At 58.3% G+C, this 20,572-nt stretch carries 18 protein-coding genes; 10 read left to right on the forward strand and 8 right to left on the reverse strand.

The window, feature by feature from the left end; genetic code table 11:
* Positions 1-58: 58 nt before the first annotated feature.
* On the forward strand, positions 59-490 hold the full coding sequence (locus tag AC2FH8_RS19590; RefSeq protein ID WP_496690530.1) for a DUF1489 family protein: 432 nt from the start codon (positions 59-61) through the stop codon (positions 488-490).
* Here the strand turns inward: AC2FH8_RS19590 and hisG are convergent, their stop codons facing one another.
* From hisG to hisS, 3 genes are read right to left on the reverse strand one after another with little or no spacing between them, the layout of a single operon-like run.
* Positions 491-1,180: an ATP phosphoribosyltransferase gene (hisG, locus tag AC2FH8_RS19595; protein WP_496679372.1), complete on the reverse strand. Its 690-nt coding sequence runs from the start codon at positions 1,178-1,180 to the stop codon at positions 491-493.
* Positions 1,177-2,265: an ATP phosphoribosyltransferase regulatory subunit gene (locus tag AC2FH8_RS19600; protein ID WP_496690531.1), complete on the reverse strand. Its 1,089-nt coding sequence runs from the start codon at positions 2,263-2,265 to the stop codon at positions 1,177-1,179. Before AC2FH8_RS19600 ends, hisG begins: the two co-directional genes overlap by 4 nt.
* Positions 2,266-2,268: 3 nt before the next feature.
* Positions 2,269-3,756 (reverse strand): histidine--tRNA ligase, encoded by a 1,488-nt coding sequence (gene hisS / locus AC2FH8_RS19605; protein WP_496690532.1) that lies wholly within the window; start codon positions 3,754-3,756, stop codon positions 2,269-2,271.
* Between the two features lie 128 nt (positions 3,757-3,884).
* Here hisS and AC2FH8_RS19610 point away from each other — a divergent pair, with 128 nt between their 5' ends.
* Positions 3,885-4,079 (forward strand): SlyX family protein, encoded by a 195-nt coding sequence (locus AC2FH8_RS19610; protein WP_496690533.1) that lies wholly within the window; start codon positions 3,885-3,887, stop codon positions 4,077-4,079.
* 4 nt (positions 4,080-4,083) lie between these two features.
* Here AC2FH8_RS19610 and AC2FH8_RS19615 read toward each other — a convergent pair whose 3' ends face one another.
* The 3 genes from AC2FH8_RS19615 to dnaE form a co-directional block, all read right to left on the reverse strand.
* On the reverse strand, positions 4,084-4,437 hold the full coding sequence (locus AC2FH8_RS19615; protein ID WP_496690534.1) for a hypothetical protein: 354 nt from the start codon (positions 4,435-4,437) through the stop codon (positions 4,084-4,086).
* Positions 4,438-4,457: 20 nt separating this feature from the next.
* Entirely contained in the window at positions 4,458-4,670 is a 213-nt protein-coding gene (locus AC2FH8_RS19620; RefSeq protein WP_496690535.1) for a YMGG-like glycine zipper-containing protein, read from the reverse strand.
* Positions 4,671-4,759: 89 nt separating this feature from the next.
* A complete protein-coding gene (gene dnaE, locus AC2FH8_RS19625; RefSeq protein ID WP_496690536.1) occupies positions 4,760-8,260 on the reverse strand; it encodes a DNA polymerase III subunit alpha in 3,501 nt (1,166 codons plus the stop codon).
* Positions 8,261-8,603: 343 nt separating this feature from the next.
* Here dnaE and xdhA point away from each other — a divergent pair, with 343 nt between their 5' ends.
* The 8 genes from xdhA to AC2FH8_RS19665 all read left to right on the forward strand — a co-directional run bounded on the left by xdhA (position 8,604) and on the right by AC2FH8_RS19665 (position 18,788).
* Positions 8,604-9,965, forward strand: coding sequence for a xanthine dehydrogenase small subunit (gene xdhA, locus AC2FH8_RS19630; RefSeq protein WP_496690537.1), 1,362 nt, complete (start codon positions 8,604-8,606; stop codon positions 9,963-9,965).
* A complete protein-coding gene (gene xdhB, locus AC2FH8_RS19635) occupies positions 9,962-12,286 on the forward strand; it encodes a xanthine dehydrogenase molybdopterin binding subunit (RefSeq protein WP_496690538.1) in 2,325 nt (774 codons plus the stop codon). The genes xdhA and xdhB overlap by 4 nt, the downstream gene beginning before the upstream one ends.
* A complete protein-coding gene (gene xdhC, locus AC2FH8_RS19640; RefSeq protein ID WP_496690539.1) occupies positions 12,286-13,221 on the forward strand; it encodes a xanthine dehydrogenase accessory protein XdhC in 936 nt (311 codons plus the stop codon). The genes xdhB and xdhC overlap by 1 nt, the downstream gene beginning before the upstream one ends.
* Positions 13,218-14,735: an ABC transporter ATP-binding protein gene (locus AC2FH8_RS19645; RefSeq protein ID WP_496690540.1), complete on the forward strand. Its 1,518-nt coding sequence runs from the start codon at positions 13,218-13,220 to the stop codon at positions 14,733-14,735. The genes xdhC and AC2FH8_RS19645 overlap by 4 nt, the downstream gene beginning before the upstream one ends.
* A 35-nt stretch (positions 14,736-14,770) precedes the next feature.
* The gene (locus AC2FH8_RS19650; RefSeq protein ID WP_142638948.1) at positions 14,771-15,853 is read left to right on the forward strand and encodes an ABC transporter permease; all 1,083 of its coding nucleotides are present in this window, start codon (positions 14,771-14,773) and stop codon (positions 15,851-15,853) included.
* A gap of 2 nt (positions 15,854-15,855) precedes the next feature.
* A complete protein-coding gene (locus tag AC2FH8_RS19655; protein ID WP_142638949.1) occupies positions 15,856-16,776 on the forward strand; it encodes an ABC transporter permease in 921 nt (306 codons plus the stop codon).
* A gap of 34 nt (positions 16,777-16,810) precedes the next feature.
* Positions 16,811-17,884, forward strand: a complete 1,074-nt coding sequence (locus tag AC2FH8_RS19660) for a BMP family ABC transporter substrate-binding protein (protein WP_281973637.1) — start codon at positions 16,811-16,813, stop codon at positions 17,882-17,884.
* 145 nt (positions 17,885-18,029) lie between these two features.
* Positions 18,030-18,788: a nuclear transport factor 2 family protein gene (locus AC2FH8_RS19665; RefSeq protein WP_496690541.1), complete on the forward strand. Its 759-nt coding sequence runs from the start codon at positions 18,030-18,032 to the stop codon at positions 18,786-18,788.
* 15 nt (positions 18,789-18,803) lie between these two features.
* Here AC2FH8_RS19665 and AC2FH8_RS19670 read toward each other — a convergent pair whose 3' ends face one another.
* The gene (locus AC2FH8_RS19670) at positions 18,804-20,036 is read right to left on the reverse strand and encodes an HlyD family secretion protein (protein ID WP_282027800.1); all 1,233 of its coding nucleotides are present in this window, start codon (positions 20,034-20,036) and stop codon (positions 18,804-18,806) included.
* A gap of 3 nt (positions 20,037-20,039) precedes the next feature.
* The gene (locus AC2FH8_RS19675) at positions 20,040-20,444 is read right to left on the reverse strand and encodes a hypothetical protein (RefSeq protein ID WP_142638956.1); all 405 of its coding nucleotides are present in this window, start codon (positions 20,442-20,444) and stop codon (positions 20,040-20,042) included.
* Positions 20,445-20,572 lie beyond the last annotated feature (128 nt).

Genomic DNA, 20,572 nt, shown 5'->3' on the forward strand with positions numbered 1-20,572 from the left:
AAGCGGTGCAGAAGGCTACAATATAAAGGTAGCCTTGGGACGACTCTGTGGGAAAGCTGTGGATAAGTACGTAAACCTCATAAAACTGTCCGTCGGATCAGAGAGCGTCGACACGCTGATCGCATGGCAGGAGAGTCGCATGCCTCTGTACGAGGACGGATTGCCGTGCCACGTGACACGCATGTGGCCCAAACGCGAGGCAGAGATTCTGAATGGCGGATCAATCTATTGGGTGATCAAAGGCGTTGTGCAATGCCGTCAGCGCATCCTACGAATGGACGAAGTGATCGGGGATGACGGCATTCGCCGCTGCGCCATTATTCTGGATCCTGAGGTTCATCGCACCCAGAACGCCCTGAAGCGCCCCTTTCAGGGGTGGCGTTATCTCAAGCCCGAGGACACCCCCGCCGATCTGCCAAAAACCCGTGCGCAGGACGATGCCCTGCCCGATGATCTAAACCGCGCGCTGGCGGATATCGGCGTGCTGTAATCAGGCCAGACGGTCGAGCACCTCAGTCAGAACATCCTTGTCTTCGTCCGTATACTTGGCCACCCGGCTGCGCCATAGGGTTGCTTGCGATTGCAGGATCAGCCCGTCTGTCAGGATTTTCAGATGGTTGGCGCGCAGGGTTTCCCCCGTTGACGTGATATCGGCAATCGCTTCGGCGGTTTCATTCATTACCGTGCCTTCGGTCGCCCCCTGGCTGTCGACCAGCGTATAATCGGCCACGCCCGCATCTGTCAGAAATTCACGCACCAACCGGTGGTATTTGGTGGCAATCCGCAGGCGGTGGCCGTGGGTCTTGCGAAAAGCCGCCGCCGCCGCGTCAAGGTCATCAAGCGTGTCCACGTCGACCCAGCAGGCTGGCGTAGCGATGATCAGATCGGCCTTGCCAAACCCAAGCGGAGATACTTCTTCGACCTGCTGTTCCCAGCGCGGCAGCTTTTCATGCACCAGATCAATTCCGGTGACGCCAAGATGAATGCGACCAGCAGCCAATTCACGCGGAATTTCCCCCGCCGATAACAGGATCAGCGAGACACCCTCGATCCCTTCCACCTTACCGGCATATTCGCGGTCCGACCCACTGCGAGACAGGGTGATGTCGCGCTTTTCGAACCACGAAAAGGTCTTTTCCATCAACCGGCCCTTTGAAGGCACGCCCAGTTTCAGGCTCATTGCGCGTCCTCCTCTATCTCCAGCATCAGGTCCGGGCGCAGCACGCCGCCAACTGCGGGGATTTCTGCGCCTTTGCCCAAGTGGCGGGTCAGTGCATCATAGCGCCCCCCAGTGGCAATAGGCGGCAAATCCGGCCGGCCCTCGGCGTAGAAACCAAAGACAAACCCGTCATAATACTCCATCGAGGTCCGGCCATAAGACGCTTCGAAATCCAACCTGTCCACATCCACGCCGCGCGCTTGCAAGGCCGCGATCCGCGCCTCAAGCCGGTCCAGCGCCGGGGTGATCTGCGGCAAGTCCACCGCCACGTCGCGCAGCTGTTCAAGCGCAAAGGGCATGGTTTCGCGGACGTTCAGCAGGGTTTCCAACCCGGCCAGTTCGTTGTCGGAAATCGGTGGGGTATCACGATCCTCACGCAGGGCTTCGATCCGTGCCTGAATTTCAGAGGCGCGGCGCTTGCCGATCATAGGCGCGTCGGTTGCCAAAGGGTCAGCAGCCTCGAGTAAGGTCTTGCGTCCTTCAGGCCCCGGCTTGCGCCCAGCGAAACGGTCCAGCAAGACGCGAAAACGGCGGGGCCGCCACAGATGGCGCATCAGCGCCGCCTTGCGCCGGTCGGAAGTCCTCAGCCCCTGGACAGCAGCGGTCAGAATACCGATATCGCCGGTTGCCGCCCGCAGGGGCAACCCACGCAGTTGCAACGCGAACAGCGAAAACACTTCGGCATCGGCACTGGCCGGATCGGTGCGATCAAACACCTCATACCCGACCTGGATATATTCATTCGCGCGATCCGGATCGTGTTCCTGCCGCCGAAACACCTCACCCGAATAGGTATAGCGCGCCGGTTCGGCACCGTCGGACATGTGCATCTGCACCACCGGCAGCGTGAAATCCGGGCGCAGCATTTGTTCACCATGCAGCGCATCCGAGGTAACGTAAGCACGGGCGCGAATGTCTTCCCCATAGAGGTCCAGCAACGTTTCAGCCGGTTGCAACAGAGGCGGATCAACAACCCGGGCACCTGCGGTCTCGAAACGCACCCGCATCATCGCGGCGCGCGCCTGTATCTGAGTACGGTTGGCCATGGCTCAGTCCTGATTGTCCAGAATTTCGCGCACCTTGGCAACCAGATCACCGCGCGGAACCTCGAACTGGCTTGGGCGTTCTTTCCATTCCTCAAGCGTGGCGCTTTCGGCGATCTTTGCACCAAGGATCAGGTCCTTGATCTGCACGATCCCGTTCGCCTTTTCGTCACCACCTTCGATGACCGCAATGGGTGAATTCCGCTTGTCCGCATATTTCAGCTGGTTGCCAAAATTCTTGGGGTTCCCCAGATAGACCTCGGCCCGGATACCTGCATTGCGCAGCTCGGCCACCATGGCCTGATAATCCGCCATGCGGTCGCGATCCATGACGGTGACAACCACCGGCCCCTTGGCCTGTGCGCTGATCCGCCCCTTTTCGCGCAGAGCAGCCAACAGGCGGTCGACACCAATGGAGACACCGGTCGCTGGCACTTCCTGTCCAGTGAAACGCTTGACCAGATCGTCATAGCGCCCACCGCCTGCGACAGAGCCGAACTGCCGCTTGCGGCCTTTCTCGTCAAAGATATCAAAGGTCAACTCGGCCTCATAGACCGGACCGGTGTAATAGCCCAACCCACGCACGACCGATGGGTCAATCTCGATCCGATCCGCGCCATAGCCGCCGGCTTCCAGCAAGGTCCCGATCTGTTCCAGTTCGCCAATGCCATCCGCACCGATTTGGCTGTCACCCACGGCGGCACGCAGATTGGCCAGCGTTCCTGCGATATCTGCAGCTTTGGAGGTCAGGAAGGCGATGACCGGTTCTGCCTGATCATCGCTTAGACCCACGCCGTCGATGAAGGCACCTGACGCGTCCAGACGACCCTTGGTCAGCAATTCGCGCACGCCTGCTTCGCCCACCTTATCGAACTTGTCGATGGTGCGCAGCACGCTGTCACGGGCGGCGGCGTCTTCGCCCAGACCCATCGCCTCGAGCACGCCGTTCAGTACCTTGCGATTATTCACCCGCACCAGATAGTCACCGCGCGGGATGCCCACGGTTTCCAGCGTATCCGACAACATGGCGCAAATCTCGGCATCCGCCGCCATCGAGGCCGTGCCCACCGTATCCGCATCACATTGATAAAACTGGCGATACCGCCCCGGGCCTGGCTTTTCGTTGCGCCAGACCGGACCCATCGCATAGCGGCGATAAGGTGTCGGCAGATCGTTGCGGTGTTGCGCATAGACACGGGCCAAAGGCGCGGTCAGGTCATAGCGCAGGGCCATCCAATCGCCCTTTTCGTTCTCATCGAATTCCTGCCAGGCAAAGACGCCTTCGTTCGGGCGGTCGACGTCGGGCAGGAACTTGCCCAGCGCTTCGACAGTTTCGACCGCGCTGCTCTCCAAAGCATCAAAGCCATAGCGATGATAGACACCCGCGATAGTCCGCAGCATCTCGGTGCGCTGCGTGACTTCCTCGCCAAAATAGTCGCGAAACCCCTTCGGCGTTACGGCCTTGGGGCGGGGCTGTTTCTTGGGCTTGGCCATTTGGGGCGTCCTTGGGCGTTAAGTGTTCCGCGCGCGGTCTATCCCATGGCCCGTTTCGGGGCAAGGCGCGCTTTCGCTGGCCTTGCACAGCCGGTGCCGTTATGACCGGCGCGAGACAGGAGTTTCCAATGCAACATCTGGAAGAGCAAATCGCCCATCTGACCCGAACGGTCGAAGATCTGAACACAATCGTCACGCGGCAGCAGGATGATATCGACAACTTGACCCGCCGGGTTGAGGTGCTGATGCGCCGCGAAGGTGAACGGGCACAAGAAGGATCAGGCGGCATCATTCTCGGAGACGAACGCCCGCCGCATTACTGAGCGATCACAAGCTCAGCGTCGTCTTCACCGCATTATCGACTACCCCGCCCAACAGGGCATGCTGGTCCTCAGCGCAGCCCTCTCTCAATGCGGCTATGAAGGTCTCGCGCAGTTTCGCTTTGTCCTCGTCCGTGCTTGCGTGATCATTGATATCAATCTGACGGTTATAGATCGACAGTGCTGTCATCTTCTCGACTACCGCAAAGATATAGGCCTCATCACCGTCCGCCTCTTCAACCACCGTTGCACATGTATGATACATGACGGGCAATGCGTCCTGAACCATTTGTTCAGCAGTTTCATCGGCGATGGCCATGCCCGGAACGATCATGCACAGGCTTGCGAGAGCGGTTTTCATTTGGGTCACACGCATCGCAGTCATTTCCAGTTATGTCCAATAAAGGCTCCGGCCACGCCGCCGATTGCCGCGCCCTTGCCATCACCAATCAAAGCGCCGACGCCCGCCCCGATCAATGCGCCTTCGATCGTTTTCTTTTTCTTCTTGTCGTCCGCCACACCTGCTGAGGCTGTGACCAAGGCCATCGACGCGGCCAATATCAATGTTCGAAAACCGAAATGTGGGATCGTCATATGGTTGCCCTCCTGTGGCATCACCAGAAAATCTCTTTCAGTCCTCAGCCTATCCGGCGGGCGAATGTCAGGCAACTTTTCCGGGGCGGTCAGATTTCCTCGACCGACATCACACCGTCCAGCGACTTGATCGCCCCTTTGATCTGCGGGTTGATCGGGAATTCCTGCCCGAGGTCCATCTCGACATCTCCCGGCAGGCCAGGATCAAGCAGGCACAGATGGATAGGCCCTTTCGCAGCCCCTTTGGCTGCGCCAGCGGCATCTTCCAGAACTTTGGCAACTGTGGGCAGAACCTGCGGCTGATCAACAAAAATGCGTAGCCCGGTCGCCCCTGCCTCGGCCACGACCACATCTACCGGCCCGACGGACCGGCCTAGAAGTTTGAGTTGATCGGCCTCCATCGTTGCTTCGGCGGTCAGCACCACCTGTGCACCGGTTTCCAGAAACTCACGGGATTTCTCCAGCGTTTCGGAAAACAGTGTGACCTCATAGGCACCTGTCGGGTCAGAAAGTTGGGCAAAGGCAAACCGGTTTCCGCGCGCAGATTTCCGTTCCTGCCGCCCAGCCACTACACCGGCCATCTTGGCGATCAGCGGACCCGAGCGTGCCTTTTCCATCACCTCATCCAGTGTCAGTACCTGCTTGCGTTTTAGGGCAGGCATATAGTCATCCAGCGGGTGGCCGGACAGGTAAAATCCGATGGCCTTGAACTCTTCGCTCAAACGCTCGGCAGGCAACCAGTCCGGCGTCGGCGAAAGGCGTGGCTCGGGCAGGTCGTCGCCCGCCTCGCCGAACAGCGATACCTGGTTCGAGTTCTTCTGATCGTGGATCGCAGCTGAATATTGCACCAGCGGATCAAGGCTTTCGAAGACGCGGCAGCGGTTCTTGTCGAGTTCATCAAACGCGCCAGCACGCGCCAGCATTTCCAAGGGCCGCTTGCCGACCTTCTTCAGATCAACGCGGCGGGCAAAGTCGAAGAGGTTGACGAACGGTTTGCCTGCACGTCCTTCTACTACCAAATTCATCGCCTCAACGCCGACGTTTTTCAACGCGCCCAGCGCGTAAACCAGATGCTGATCCACCACGTCAAACGTGGATTGCGAGCGGTTCACGCAGGGCGGTATGTAAGGCAGTTCCAACCCTTTGCGGACTTCCTCGAAGTAAACGGCCAGCTTGTCAGTCAGATGGATATCGCAGTTCATGACCCCGGCCATGAACTCGACCGGGTGGTTCGCCTTCAACCAGCCGGTCTGATAGCTGACCACGGCATAGGCGGCAGCGTGGGATTTGTTGAAGCCATAGTTGGCGAATTTATCCAACAGGTTCCAGACCTCGGTCGCCTTAGCCTCGTCCACGTCATTCTCAGCAGCGCCTTTGAGGAACTTAGGCCGCTCGGCATCCATCGCCTCCTGAATTTTCTTACCCATCGCGCGGCGCAGCAAATCCGCTCCGCCAAGGCTATAGCCCGCCATTTCCTGAGCGATCTGCATAACCTGTTCCTGGTAGACGATAATGCCTTGGGTTTCGTCCAGGATATGGTCGATGGAAGGATGCAGCGTGTCCCGTTCGCTCAGCTTGTTCTTGACCTCGCAGAACTTGGGGATGTTCTCCATCGGGCCCGGACGGTATAGCGCGACGAGGGCGATGATATCCTCGATACAATCCGGTTTCATCCGCTTGAGCGCATCCATCATGCCCGAGGATTCCACCTGGAACACCGCTACGGTCTTGGCCGCTGAGTAGAGTTTGTAAGTCGCTTCATCATCCAGCGGGATGGCGTTGATCTGGTTCGCGGCCCCCTCGGCGGCTTCGTACAGCTCGGTTCCGTCAGCAGCGATGTGCAGGTCGCGCCCGGATTTGAAGATCAGATCCATCGCATTCTGGATCACGGTCAGGGTTTTCAGACCCAGAAAGTCGAATTTAACCAGACCGGCCTGTTCTACCCATTTCATGTTGAATTGGGTCGCAGGCATGTCGGAACGCGGATCCTGATACAGCGGCACCAGCGCATCCAGCGGACGGTCGCCAATCACCACACCAGCCGCGTGGGTCGACGCGTTTCGCAACAGCCCCTCGACCTGCTGGCCATAAGTCAGCAGACGGTCCACAACCTCCTCGTTACGCGCCTCTTCACGCAGACGCGGTTCGTCTTTAAGCGCCTTTTCAATCGAGACGGGTTTCACCCCTTCGACCGGGATCATCTTGGACAGACGGTCCACCTGCCCATATGGCATCTGCAAAACCCGCCCGATGTCACGCACGGCGGCCTTCGACAGCAGCGCGCCAAAAGTTATGATCTGCCCAACCTTGTCGCGCCCATATTTCTGCTGCACGTAGCGGATCACCTCTTCGCGGCGGTCCATGCAGAAGTCGATATCGAAGTCAGGCATCGATACCCGTTCGGGGTTCAGGAAGCGTTCGAACAGCAGCGAATAACGCAACGGATCAAGGTCGGTGATCGTCAGCGCATAGGCCACCAGCGACCCCGCGCCCGAGCCCCGCCCCGGCCCAACCGGGATATCGTGATCCTTGGACCACTGAATAAAATCGGCAACAATCAGGAAATAACCGGGAAACCCCATGCCCTCGATAATGTCCAGTTCGAAATCCAGCCGCTTCTGATACTCTTCAGGGGTTACCGCATGCGGGATCACGGCCAGACGTTTCTGCAGACCTTCATTGGCGATGCGGCGCAGCTCGGCCACCTCGTCATCAGCGAATTTCGGCAGGATCGGATCGCGGCGATAGGCCATGAACGCACAGCGCCTGGCGATCTCGACCGTGTTTTCGATTGCTTCGGGCAGATCGGCGAACAGGGTCGCCATTTCCTGCTGCGACTTGAAATAATGCTGTGCGGTCAGACGGCGGCGGCCATCCTGCTGATCGACATAAGCGCCCTCGGCAATACAGATCAGCGCATCATGCGCTTCGTACATGTCCGTGGTCGGGAAGTAGACATCGTTGGTAGCCACCAGCGGCAGGTTCTTGGCATAGGCCATTTCAACATGGCCGCGCTCGGTCAGACGTTCGGCCTCGGGCTGACCACCCTCGCCTGGATGGCGCTGTAGTTCGACATACAGACGATCCGGGAACATGGTTGCAAGGCGATCCACCAAGACCTCGGCCGCTGGGCGCTGCCCTTGCTGCAACAAGCGACCCACCGGTCCGTCAGGGCCGCCAGACAGGCAGATCAGACCATCCGAGCGCTCTGCCAGTTCATCCAATGTCACCTGCGGCAACTGCCCGCCCTTGTCCACATACAGGCAAGAGCTGAGCTTCATTAGGTTTTCATACCCGACCTCTGACTGCGCCAGCAGCACCAGCGGCGCGGGGGCTTTCGCTTTCTCGCCCGGTTGCGCCTGCAGGTAGGTCAGGTCGACCTGGCACCCCATGATCGGCTGAACGCCCGCTCCGCTGGCGGTGACCGAAAACTCCAACGCAGAGAACATGCTGTTGGTGTCCGTGACGGCGACGGCGGGCATCTCAAGCTTTTCACACAGACCAGGCAGCTTTTTCAGCCGCACGGCGCCTTCCAGCAGGGAATATTCGGTGTGAACGCGGAGGTGGATGAATCGTGGAGTGCTGCTCATGCCGCCCAAGCTATCGCAGCCAGTGGTGGTACAAAAGCCTGAACCGTAGGTTCGGATTGCCAAAAAAACATGCGTTGATTGTTCGGGAAATCCATAAGGTGCTTCGGACTCTGAGGGTGAAACATGCTACAAAACCTTTTAGTTTCAAGGTGATGAACATCGAAACCACATGAAACACAAGGATCGGACCAATGAAATGATACATCAGAAGCGCGGTTTTTCTTGCCAGATTGGCTGCGCTGTTTCTAACATCTAATGGCAAGCTATCCGCCCGCACTCTTTCTACGTCGCATCGAAGGAGAGCATTCAGAGGCGCAATTCGGTAACGCGACGGGTTTCACGAATGGATATCACGTTTCTTCTGAACGGAGAGACAGTGGAGTTGGCGAATGTCGATCCGACAGTCACCTTGTTGGATTGGCTGCGCGAGGATCGCTCTCTGACCGGCACCAAAGAGGGCTGCAACGAAGGTGATTGCGGTGCCTGCACTGTCATGGTGACGGATCAGGGGGGAGCCAAAGCTCTGAACTCCTGCATTCTGTTCCTGCCTCAGCTCCACGGCAAAGCGGTGCGCACCGTCGAAGGCGCCAGCAGCTCGGACGGGAAGGCCCACCCGGTTCAGCAGGCAATGGTTGATCTGCACGGGTCGCAATGTGGCTTTTGCACCCCCGGCTTTGTAATGTCGATGGTGGCCGGGCATGCAAATGGTGCAACCGATCACGACACACAGCTGGCCGGGAACCTGTGCCGCTGTACAGGCTATGCGCCGATTATCCGTGCCGCCAAAGCCGCCGAAAAGCACCCTGTTCCCGTCTGGGTCAATGACAAGCCTGACGCAGCACCCGCCGCGTCTCCTATGCTGCCGCGGTCCTCGGACGAGCTTGCCGCCATTTATGCCGACCACCCCGAAGCCACCCTGGTCGCAGGCGCGACCGATGTGGGCCTTTGGGTGACCAAACAGTTGCGCGACCTGAAAACAGTAATCTTCATGAACGGTTGCGATGATCTGAAACAGATCACGGTTACAGACGATGAAATTCACCTTGGTGCCATGGTCGATATGAACCGCATGGGCGAAGCGCTGGGGGATCTGCACCCCTCTTATGCTGAAATGATCCGCCGCTATGCCAGCGTACAGGTGCGGCACGCCGCAACCGTAGGCGGTAATATCGCCAATGGGTCACCAATCGGTGACAACCCGCCTGCACTGATTGCCCTGGGCGCCAGCCTGCACCTGCGCAAAGGCGACACAAGGCGAACGCTGCCCTTGGAAGAGTTCTTCATCGACTATGGAAAACAGGATCGCGTACCCGGAGAATTCGTCGAAGCCGTAAGCTTCCCGCGCCAGGCGGATCGGTTGAAATGCTACAAGCTCAGCAAGCGGTTTGATCAGGATATTTCGGCCGTTTGTGGGTGTTTCAACATTACCGTTGCAGAAGGTACCGTCATTCAGGCGCGCATCGCATTTGGCGGCATGGCGGGCGTACCGAAACGCGCCACTCAAGTCGAAACTACGTTGACCGGCAAGCCATGGACAGCTGCTACCGTTCAATCCGCTCTGACGATGTTTGCCGAGGATTACGCGCCAATGTCAGATATGCGCGCCTCGGCCCATTACCGTCTTGAGACCGCCAAAGCGATGCTGGAGCGTTACTTCCTCGAGGATCAGGGCGAGGTGACCAACGTGCTGGAGGTGTCGGCATGAGCGTGACAAAACCACTGCCCCATGACGCCGCGCCCCTGCATGTGTCGGGTTCAGCGCGCTATGTGGACGATATCCCTACGCCCAAAGGCACGCTGCATCTGGCCTTTGGGCTTAGCCCGATTGCCAAGGGTCGGATTGCCGCGATGGACCTGTCAGCGGTCAAGGCGGCCGACGGCGTGGTCATGGTGATGACCGCCGAAGACCTGCCTTTTGCCAATGATGTCTCACCGTCCATTCATGACGAGCCCTTGCTGTCAGACGGCACCGTCCACTATATCGGCCAGCCCGTGTTTCTGGTTGTCGCCACCAGCCATCTGGCAGCGCGCAAAGCCGCGCGACTGGGCAAGATCGACTATGCCGAAGAAACCGCGATCCTGACGATTGAGCAGGCTCTGGCCGCCGACAGTCGGTTCGAGGACGGCCCGCGCATCTACACCAAAGGTGATGCAGACGCCGCCATCGCAGGCGCGGCGCATGTGATCGAAGGCAGTTTTGAGCTTGGCGGGCAAGAGCATTTCTATCTGGAAGGTCAAGCTGCACTGGCGGTGCCGAATGAGGGTGCTGATATGCTGGTCCATAGCTCGACCCAGCACCCGACTGAGATTCAGCACAAAGTGGCAGAGGCTCTGGGCGTTCCCATGCATGCTGTGCGCGTTGAAACCCGGCGCATGGGCGGCGGGTTCGGGGGCAAGGAAAGCCAGGGCAACGCTCTGGCTGTTTCCTGCGCAGTGGCCGCGCGGGCAACCGGCAAGGCCTGCAAGATGCGCTATGACCGCGATGACGACATGATCATCACCGGTAAGCGGCATGCCTTTCGCATTGGCTATAGGGCCGGGTTCGATCAGGACGGGCATATTCAGGGGGTATCCTTTCTGCACCACGCCATATGCGGATGGGCACAAGACCTGTCGCTGCCCGTCGCGGATCGGGCGATGCTGCATTCCGACAATGCTTATCTGCTGCCCAATGCGCGGATCGAAAGTCACCGGCTGAAAACCAACACCCAATCTGCCACCGCCTATCGGGGGTTTGGAGGCCCTCAGGGTATGGTTGGAATCGAACGCGTCATGGACCACGCCGCGCATGAGCTGGGTCTGGACCCGGTCGAGCTGCGCCGCAGGAACTATTACGCTGCCCCGGCGGGTACCGATGACCATGCCCCTGATCGCAATGGCGGCGATACGCCAAACACCACCCCTTATGGCATGGAAGTCGAAGATTTCGAACTTCACGGCATGACCGAAGCCTTGTTGAATTCCAGCGACTATGCCGCGCGCAAGGCAGCAATTCAGAAATGGAATACCGAGAACAGCGTGATCAAAAAGGGCATCGCCTTCTCTCCGGTCAAGTTCGGCATTTCCTTCACTCTGACCCATCTGAATCAGGCCGGCGCGCTGGTGCATGTGTACCAGGACGGGTCCGTGCACCTGAACCATGGCGGTACCGAGATGGGCCAAGGCCTGTTTCAAAAAGTGGCCCAGGTTGCCGCCTCACGCTTTGGTATTCCGCTAGAGATGGTGAAGATCACCGCCACAGACACGGCCAAAGTGCCGAACACCTCGGCAACGGCGGCATCTTCGGGAAGCGATCTCAACGGTATGGCGGTGAAAGCCGCCTGTGACACGATCCGCGACCGGATGGCAGAGTATCTGGCCGAGCGACATCAGGCCGACCCGTCGGCTGTCACCTTCGGGGATGGTCATTTATCGGTTGGTGAGGAACGCTATACCTTTGCCGAAGCGGCTGCGCTGACCTATCAGGGCCGCATCAGCCTTTCGGCCACCGGCTTCTATAAGACACCCAAGATCGAATGGGACCGGATCAAAGGCCAAGGTCGTCCGTTTTTCTACTTCGCCTATGGCGCCTCGATCACCGAAGTTGCCGTGGACACACTAACCGGTGAGAACCGCATCTTGCGCACGGATATCTTGCATGACGCGGGCGCGTCGCTGAACCCTGCGCTGGATATCGGTCAGGTCGAAGGTGGCTATGTGCAGGGCGCGGGTTGGTTGACGACCGAAGAACTCGTCTGGGATGGCACAGGCAATCTGCGCACCCATGCGCCATCGACCTACAAGATCCCGGCTTGTTCCGACCGCCCCGACATCTTCAACGTTGCTCTTTGGGAGGCTGAAAACCGTGAGGACACGATCTATCGCTCGAAAGCGGTAGGCGAACCTCCATTCATGCTTGGGATATCCGCCTGGCTGGCACTGTCGAATGCGGTGGCGGCCTGCGGAAACAGCTACCCCGCATTGGATGCCCCCGCCACGGCAGAAGAAGTCTGGCATGGTGTCCAAAGGATGAAGGGGGACGACTGATGGGATTTGACCTTGAGACTTTGAGGGAGGCGGTCAAAACCCATGGGCGCGTGATCCGGGTAGTCATCGCCGGGATCAAGGGCTCGTCCCCACGCGAGGTTGGTGCCGCAATGCTGGTCTGGCAGGACGGGCAATCCGGCACGATCGGTGGCGGCACACTTGAGTTTCAGGCAGCCGAAGCGGCGCGGATACAAACCGCCCAATCGCGCCTGACCCATCACGCGCTTGGCCCCGACATGGGCCAGTGCTGCGGTGGCGCTGTTTCCTTGCTAAGCGAGGTCTATGACCGCAACAACATCAACGATCTGGACGACAGCATCATCGCGCGCCCAACATCGAACCAGGACATGCCACTGTCGGTCAAACGCCTGTTGACCGAAGCCCGCGGACAGGGGATTGCACCAGAGGCACAGCTGATCGAAGGCTGGATGGTCGAGTCGGTCCACAAACCAGCGCGTGCACTGTGGGTCTGGGGCGCGGGTCACGTCGGTCGCGCCCTGGTGGATGTCCTGTCACCGCTGCCCGATCTCGCAATCACTTGGGTCGATACAGGATCCAAGCGGTTTCCAGAAACCGTACCGAACGGAGTCACCGCCGTCCCTGCCGCGAAACCAGCGGAACTGGTTCGGCATGCGCCGCGTGATGCTGAACATCTGGTGCTGACTTATTCACACAATCTGGACTTGGAATTGTGCAACCGTCTGCTTTCGCACGATTTCCGCTTTGCGGGGCTGATCGGCTCGGCTACGAAATGGGCGCGGTTCCGGTCTCGGCTGGCAGCGCTGGGGCACTCGCCCGAGCGGATCAGCCGGATCACCTGCCCGATTGGCGACCCGGGCCTGGGCAAGCACCCGCAGATGATTGCCGTGGGCGTCGCATCACAACTGCTGCGCCCGATCGGGCAAAACAATTTGAAGAAGGATCTGAGCGCGTGACCACTCCACTGCTAAGTTTGCAAGGACTGACCAAAGCCTATCCCGGCGTCGTGGCCAATGATCAGGTGTCCTTTGACATCGGTGAGGGCGAAGTTCATGCCCTGTTGGGCGAAAACGGCGCGGGAAAATCCACGCTGGTCAAAATGATCTATGGCTTGGTGAAGCCCGACAGCGGCACCATGCTGTTGCGTGGCCAACCCTTTGCTCCGCCCGAGCCGCGCGCCGCGCGTGCTGACGGAATCGCGATGGTATTTCAACATTTTTCGCTGTTCGACGCGCTGAACGTGGCCGAGAACATCGCATTGGGGATGGAGAACCCGCCGCCAATGGGCGACCTGGCCTCGCGCATTCGGGAAGTTTCGGAAACCTACGGCCTACCGCTGGACCCCTTTCGTACAGTCGGCGACCTGTCTGCGGGGGAACGCCAACGGGTTGAGATCATTCGCTGCCTTCTGCAGGATCCAAAGCTTTTGATCATGGACGAACCAACCAGTGTTCTGACTCCGCAAGAAGTCGATATCCTTTTCGAAACGCTGAATAAATTGCGGTCTGAAGGCACATCGATCCTGTATATCTCGCACAAGCTTGAAGAAATCCGCACCCTATGCGACCACGCTACGATCTTGCGTTTGGGCAAGAATGTGGGCGAATGCGTTCCGTCTGAAACCTCGGCCCGGGAGATGGCCGAGTTGATGGTCGGTTCAACCCTGCAAACACCTGAGCGCGGAGGCCGCGAGTTCGGCGAGGTCGCGCTGGATGTCAGCGGGCTTTCCGTGCCCTCACCGTCTGAATTCGGCACCGCGCTGAAGAATGTCCACATGACAGTTCGCAAAGGCGAAGTGCTGGGAATTGGCGGTGTTGCCGGCAACGGACAGGACGAACTGCTGGGTGTCCTGTCTGGCGAAATCCAGACAGCTGCCGATGCGATCAAGTTCGATGGCCAGCCGATTGGCAAACTGGGCCCAACCGCACGGCGCAAGCTGGGCGTACTGACCGCCCCCGAAGAGCGGTTGGGACATGCAGCCGCCCCAGACATGAGCCTGACCGAAAACGCCCTGCTGACCGGATCGGTCCGCGAAGGGTTGGAAAGCAACGGGTTCTTGAAATGGGCAGATACCAAAAGCTTTGCTGAAAAGATCATCAGCGCCTTTGATGTGCGCACGCCAGGGCCCGAGAATGCGGCCCGGTCATTGTCAGGCGGCAACCTACAGAAATTCGTGATCGGACGCGAAGTGTTGCAGAACCCCGATGTACTGGTCGTGAACCAACCCACATGGGGGGTGGACGCCGCTGCCGCTGCGTCGATCCGACAGGCCATTCTGGACCTTGCCGCCAAGGGCACGGCGGTGGTCTGCATCAGCCAGGATCTGGACGAATTGATGGAAATCTCGGACAGCTTTGCCGCCCTGAACGAAGGCAGGCTCAGCGCGCCACGCACAACCATGGGTCTGACCGTGGATGAGATCGGCCTGATGATGGGCGGTGCACATGGCATGGAGGTAGCCCATGTCTGATGCAAAACAAAATATGACGACGGGGGTGTGAGCAGATGATTGTATTGGAGAAACGGCCACAGCCGTCCAAGGCGTGGTCTTATGCGACCCCGCTTGTGGCGGTATTGGCGACGATGCTGTTTGGCGGCATATTGTTTGCCGTCCTGGGTAAAAACCCGGTTCAGGCCATCGGCACCATTTTCTGGGAGCCTCTGTTCGGTGAATTCGCCTTTTATTACCGCCCGCAGCTGCTGGTGAAGGGCGCGCCGTTGGTGCTGATTGCGATTGGCCTGTCGTTAGGCTTCCGCGCCGGTATCTGGAACATCGGCGCCGAGGGTCAGTATATCATGGGCGCCATCTTTGGTGCGGGGGCCGGGCTGGCCTTTTACCCGCTGGATGCCTGGTATGTCTTTCCGATCATGGTGATGGCAGGTGCGCTTGGCGGTTGGCTCTGGGCCTCTATTCCGGCCTTTCTGAAGGTGCGCTTTGGCACCAATGAAATTTTGGTCTCGCTGATGCTGGTCTATGTGGCTGAACAGATGATGGCCTCGGTCTCGCTGGGACTGCTGAAAAACCCCGAAGGGTTCGGTTTTCCGGGTTCACGCAATCTGCAATCCTATGAGAGTGCGCATAATGCCGAGCTGATCGCAGGATCGGGGATGCATTGGGGCGTTGTGACCGCACTGATAGCCGTGATCTTTTCCTATATCCTGCTGAACCGGCACATGCTGGGCTTTCACATCCGCCTGACGGGTGAGGCACCGCGCGCAGCCAAATTCGCCGGGGTAAACCCAGCACGACTGATCCTGTTCTGTCTTGGCCTGTCAGGCGCACTGGCCGGGCTGGCGGGGATGTTCGAAGTCTCGGGCCCCTCGGGTGTTGTCAGCATCGACTTTAACGTCGGCTATGGCTTTACCGCGATCATCGTGGCCTTTCTGGGTCGACTGCATCCGGTGGGCATCCTGCTAGCCGGTGGCCTAATGGCGTTGACCTATATCGGTGGTGAAATTGCGCAGTCCCAAATGGGTCTTCCTGCCGCGGCTATTCAAGTATTCCAGGGGATGCTGCTGTTCTTCCTGCTGGCCTTCGACCTTTTGACCAACTACCGCATCCGTGCGGCCCGTAGCGAGGTGGCGTAATCATGGACCTAGGTGAGATTAATCCCGTACTTCTGGTCGCGTCACTGATGGTGGCTGCAACTCCCCTGCTTCTGGCCGCGATCGGTGAATTGGTCGTCGAAAAAGCAGGAGTTCTGAACCTTGGCGTAGAGGGCATGATGATCGTTGGCGCGATCAGCGGTTTTGCGATCTCGGTCGAGACTGGGTCGCCCTGGCTGGGCTTTGTCGCCGCGGCCATAGGCGGTGCAGTACTGTCCCTGCTGTTTGTGCTGCTGACGCAGGTGGCGCTGGCCAATCAGGTTGCCAGCGGCCTGGCGCTGACTCTGTTTGGTTTAGGGTTCAGCGCCCTGCTCGGTCAAAGCTATGTGGGGGTCAAACCCCCCAGCATGGGCGATATCCATATCCCGGTGATCAGCGATATTCCGGTGATTGGCCCGATCCTGTTTCAGCATGACCCGATCCTTTATGTCGGCATCGCTTTGACAGCGGCCGTCTGGGCTACGCTTAAATACACTCGCGTCGGACTGATCCTGCGCGCGGTAGGTGAAAACCACGATGCGGCGCATGCGCTTGGCTATAAGGTGATCAAGATCCGCATCATGGCGATCCTGTTCGGCGGTGCCTGTGCCGGGCTGGGTGGGGCTTATATCAGCTTGATCCGGGTGCCACAGTGGACCGAGGGCATGACAGCCGGTGTCGGCTGGATCGCCCTGGCCTTGGTCGTCTTCGCCAGTTGGAAGCCATGGCGCGCCCTGCTGGGTGCCTATTTGTTCGGCGGTATCACCGTGTTGCAGCTGAATTTGCAGGCAGCGGGCGTTGCCATCCCGGTCGAGTATCTGGCAATGTCGCCCTACATCATCACGATCCTTGTGCTTGTGATCCTTTCCGCCGACAAAAGCAGCGCACCTGCCTCACTCGGCCGGATATTCCATGCCTCGCATTAGACGGGGACAACTGAACCAACTTGGGGAGTAACACATGAAAATTACTACATTTCTGGCAAGCGCCGCCATGGCGCTGGGTTTGGCAACTACTGCCATAGCTGAAGACAAAACCAAGGTCGGCTTTGTATTTGTCGGCCCGGTGGGCGACGGCGGCTGGACCTATGAACATAACAAGGGCCGTCTGGCGGTTGAAGAAGAGTTCGGCGACAAGGTCGAAACCGTGTTTGTTGAATCCGTGCCCGAAGGCCCGGATGCAGAGCGGGTGATGACCCAGATGGCGCTGGAAGGTGCAGACCTGATCTTTACCACCTCGTTCGGATACATGGATCCGACCATCAACGTGGCCAAGAAATTCCCGAACGTGAAGTTCGAACACGCGACCGGCTATAAAACAGCCGACAACGTTTCGGTTTATTCGGCACGTTTCTATGAAGGTCGTGCGGTACAGGGCCATATCGCGGGCAAGATGACCAAGTCGAACATTGTTGGCTATATCGGGTCCTATCCGATCCCCGAAGTGGTCCGCGGAATCAACTCGGCCTATATCCACGCCAAGAAGGTCAACCCGGATGTCGAGTTCAAGATCATCTGGGCCTACACTTGGTTCGATCCGGCGAAAGAAGCAGATGCCGCCACTGTTCTGATCGAACAGGGCGCGGACGTGATCCTGCAGCACACCGACTCGACCGCACCGCAAGCAGCTGCGCAAGAGGCGGGCAACGTCATCACTTTCGGCCAGGCCTCGGACATGAGCGAATACGCTCCGTACCCGCGCGTCTCGTCGATCATCGATGACTGGGCGCCTTACTATATTGCGCGGACCCAGGCCGTCATGGATGGCACATGGGAAAGCGCCAATACATGGGATGGCATCCGCGAAGGCATGGTTGCAATCGGGGAAATCTCGGACGCGGTTCCCGCTGACGTCAAAGAAGAGGCACTGGCGCTAAAAGCGGCCATGGCCGCGGGTGAATACCATCCCTTCACCGGACCGCTGAAAAAGCAGGACGGTAGTGACTGGCTGGCCGAAGGCGAGACCGCAGACGACGGTACACTGGCCGGAATGAACTTCTATGTCGAAGGCTTGGAAGGTGAGATTCCGCAGTAAGGCGGCACAGGATAACGCAGAAAGGCCCGCCATGTGCGGGCCTTTTTTGATTTTGCCACCTGTTTTATGCCACTCTTGATCTTCGATAGCCCGAAACCAGCGCCAAGCACATTGATCCGCGGCTCTACCGATCAACGAGGACCAGATGAATTCAAAACGCGAATTGCTGCAGAAACTGTTGAAAGGTATCGAAACCGGGGATGCCGAGGCCGCAACCGTCGTCAACGAAGAAAAATACATCCAGCACAATCCCCAGACCCATGAAGGCAGCGAGGGGCTGGCCACGTTGTTTGCCCGCCTGTCGAAAACAAATCCCAAGGTTAAATTTGTTCGCGTTTTTGAAGATGGCGAATTCGCTTTTGCCCATAACGAATATGATTTTGCCGAAGTTAAGGCCGCGTTCGAGGTCTTTCGATTTGAAGACAGCAAAGCTGTTGAGCACTGGGATAACATTCAGCCCCTGCGCGGCCCAAACGCTTCGGGACGCGGCATGCTTGAAGGGCCAACTGAAATCACGGATATTGACAGAACCGAACAGAACCGGGAATTGGTCGACAACTTCTCGCAAACGGTCCTGATAGACCGGAAAACCGAGCGGATGAAGGCGTTTGTTGATGCGAACCTGATACAACACGATCCCGATGGTGTTGACGGCATCGACGCCTATCGCATGGTGCTTGAAGCTAGATCAGACGCGGAGTTGATCGTTCAGTATCACCGCGTCCATCGTGTGCTGGCAGAAGGGAATTTCGTCCTGTGCATGAGCGAAGGTGCCAGTCACGGAAAACATACCAGCTTTTATGATCTGTTTCGGGTCGCAGACGGAGTGATCGTCGAGCAGTGGGGCACTATGGAAACCATAGCGCCCCGTAGCGAGTGGAAGAATGACAACGGCAAATTCTGATCTAAGTAAGGGCCGTTAATGCCCAGTCAGAACCAGCGTGTTCACCGGCATCAGGATCAAACGCAGGCGCAGACCCGCCGCATGAACCACGCCGATCGTGTCGACCACATGCAGGAAAGCAGAGTGCCAAAAGCCCAAATCTTCATGCTCCAGCCGCTCGTGGTTATCGGTGTAGACATTCGCCAGACAGTTGCTGCCGGGCGGGATATCATCCGCCATGCCCTTATAAAGCGGTTCAAAATAAACCAGGATCGAGCCCGGCACCTTGTTGGACTGCACGTCTCTCAGCTCGTCTGACGGGCGAATTTGTCCCGATGGGATCACATCCTGAACTTCGACCACCACAACCGGAATAACCGTGAACGGCTTGGTCATGCAGCCCAGCTCTCCGACCATGCCGGGCTTGATAACCTGCGCCGACATCTGATTGAACGCAGCCTGAAAGCGGTCATGCCCGGTGTTTGACGGCACAAGAATACCTGCTGGACGCAGCAGAGGACTGACGTAATCGCCAACCTGAAGGCCGAACTGTTCGATCCTCCCCGTCACACCCGCGTTGATCACAGTCTTGTCCAGCTCGGTCAAAGCAGCATCCAGGTTCGCATTGGCGCTGGCCAGTTGGGCCGGGATCAGCTCTTCGATTTGCTGTACGACGGCAGCGCGTTGCGATTCAGCCGCAACCAGCTTGGCCTCTCGTTCAGCGACAAGGTTTTCCAGCCGGTCAATCTCGGCCAGGCGGACGGCGCTTGACCCTTCGTCCCGCAGGGTCGTATTGCGTTGCAAGTCCTCTAGCGCCTGATCCAGCGCCGCTTTTGCGCCCGCGATCCCGGCGGCGGCCTCGGCCAGATCGGTCTCCGCAACTTTCAGTGATGCCTGAACTTGCGCGATCTGCGCATGCGCTGCCTCAACCATTGCAGTTTGAGTAAAGTCCTCGATCCGGAAGATTGGCTGCCCAGCAACAACCTGTTGATTGTTGGAAACATAGACCTCGGACACTCGCCCACCCAGTTGCGGCAAGATCGTTACTGTGCGGAAATACGAGGCCGCAGTTTTGCTGGCCGGGTGAAAATAGAACAGAGTGGTGATCACGGTCAGCGCCATAATGGCACAGGTTGTCAGACCCCAGCGCAGCTCGTACCACATGGTGAATAATGTGATCTCGTGCCCGATACGTTTTCCCTGCACAAAGCGGCGGAACAGATAATCAGGCAGCACTGTAACCAGCGCGCACATCAGTGTTTCAAGCATGTCCTATTGCTCCTGCTGCGCGACGGGTTCGGGGGATGGAACGGGATCGGGATCAGCAGGCGGTTGCGGCGCTAAAGATCGGATCGCATCGGCAATGGCACGCAAGGGCGCACCTATGTCGGGAAACTGGAATCCGGCGACCAGAATGGCTGCAATCCAGAACAATCCGTTATGAGTGAACAAAGCCAGCAGCGCAAGAATTCCCACAAGCTGAAACTGCGGGTGGTTGGATTCATGCGCGAGCTTTTCGGGGATCGAATGCAGGGTGAAATAGCCAACGCCGATCAGGATGATCACCACAACCGTGAAAATGAACATGACCGTCAAAAGAAAATCGCTGCCATCCGCCTGGGTCACGTAAGACGGAATGTGCCCCGTGGCCAATGGGTGTAAATCTGCTGTGCTCACCCTGCCCTCCTCTAAATGCTTTCCACTTCTTTGGATGGGTTGATGCGCAAATTCAACCCTGCTTAAAGTCTCAATTAGAATTCTACGGTCGTGCAGGGCGCATTCGACGTCAGAAAATCACGACTGCG

The sequence above is a fragment of the Ruegeria sp. CDSC025 genome (assembly GCF_059610805.1).

Coding starts and splice junctions, on each gene's coding strand:
- AC2FH8_RS19655 (WP_142638949.1), top strand. CDS start 15,856: ATGGACCTAGGTGAGATTAATCCCGTACTTCTGGTCGCGTCACTGATG.
- AC2FH8_RS19600 (WP_496690531.1), bottom strand. CDS start 2,265: ATGGCCAACCGTACTCAGATACAGGCGCGCGCCGCGATGATGCGGGTG.
- xdhA (WP_496690537.1), top strand. CDS start 8,604: ATGGATATCACGTTTCTTCTGAACGGAGAGACAGTGGAGTTGGCGAAT.
- AC2FH8_RS19615 (WP_496690534.1), bottom strand. CDS start 4,437: ATGAAAACCGCTCTCGCAAGCCTGTGCATGATCGTTCCGGGCATGGCC.
- AC2FH8_RS19610 (WP_496690533.1), top strand. CDS start 3,885: ATGCAACATCTGGAAGAGCAAATCGCCCATCTGACCCGAACGGTCGAA.
- AC2FH8_RS19670 (WP_282027800.1), bottom strand. CDS start 20,036: ATGCTTGAAACACTGATGTGCGCGCTGGTTACAGTGCTGCCTGATTAT.
- AC2FH8_RS19620 (WP_496690535.1), bottom strand. CDS start 4,670: ATGACGATCCCACATTTCGGTTTTCGAACATTGATATTGGCCGCGTCG.
- hisS (WP_496690532.1), bottom strand. CDS start 3,756: ATGGCCAAGCCCAAGAAACAGCCCCGCCCCAAGGCCGTAACGCCGAAG.
- dnaE (WP_496690536.1), bottom strand. CDS start 8,260: ATGAGCAGCACTCCACGATTCATCCACCTCCGCGTTCACACCGAATAT.
- AC2FH8_RS19650 (WP_142638948.1), top strand. CDS start 14,771: ATGATTGTATTGGAGAAACGGCCACAGCCGTCCAAGGCGTGGTCTTAT.
- xdhC (WP_496690539.1), top strand. CDS start 12,286: ATGGGATTTGACCTTGAGACTTTGAGGGAGGCGGTCAAAACCCATGGG.
- AC2FH8_RS19660 (WP_281973637.1), top strand. CDS start 16,811: ATGAAAATTACTACATTTCTGGCAAGCGCCGCCATGGCGCTGGGTTTG.
- xdhB (WP_496690538.1), top strand. CDS start 9,962: ATGAGCGTGACAAAACCACTGCCCCATGACGCCGCGCCCCTGCATGTG.
- AC2FH8_RS19665 (WP_496690541.1), top strand. CDS start 18,030: ATGAATTCAAAACGCGAATTGCTGCAGAAACTGTTGAAAGGTATCGAA.
- hisG (WP_496679372.1), bottom strand. CDS start 1,180: ATGAGCCTGAAACTGGGCGTGCCTTCAAAGGGCCGGTTGATGGAAAAG.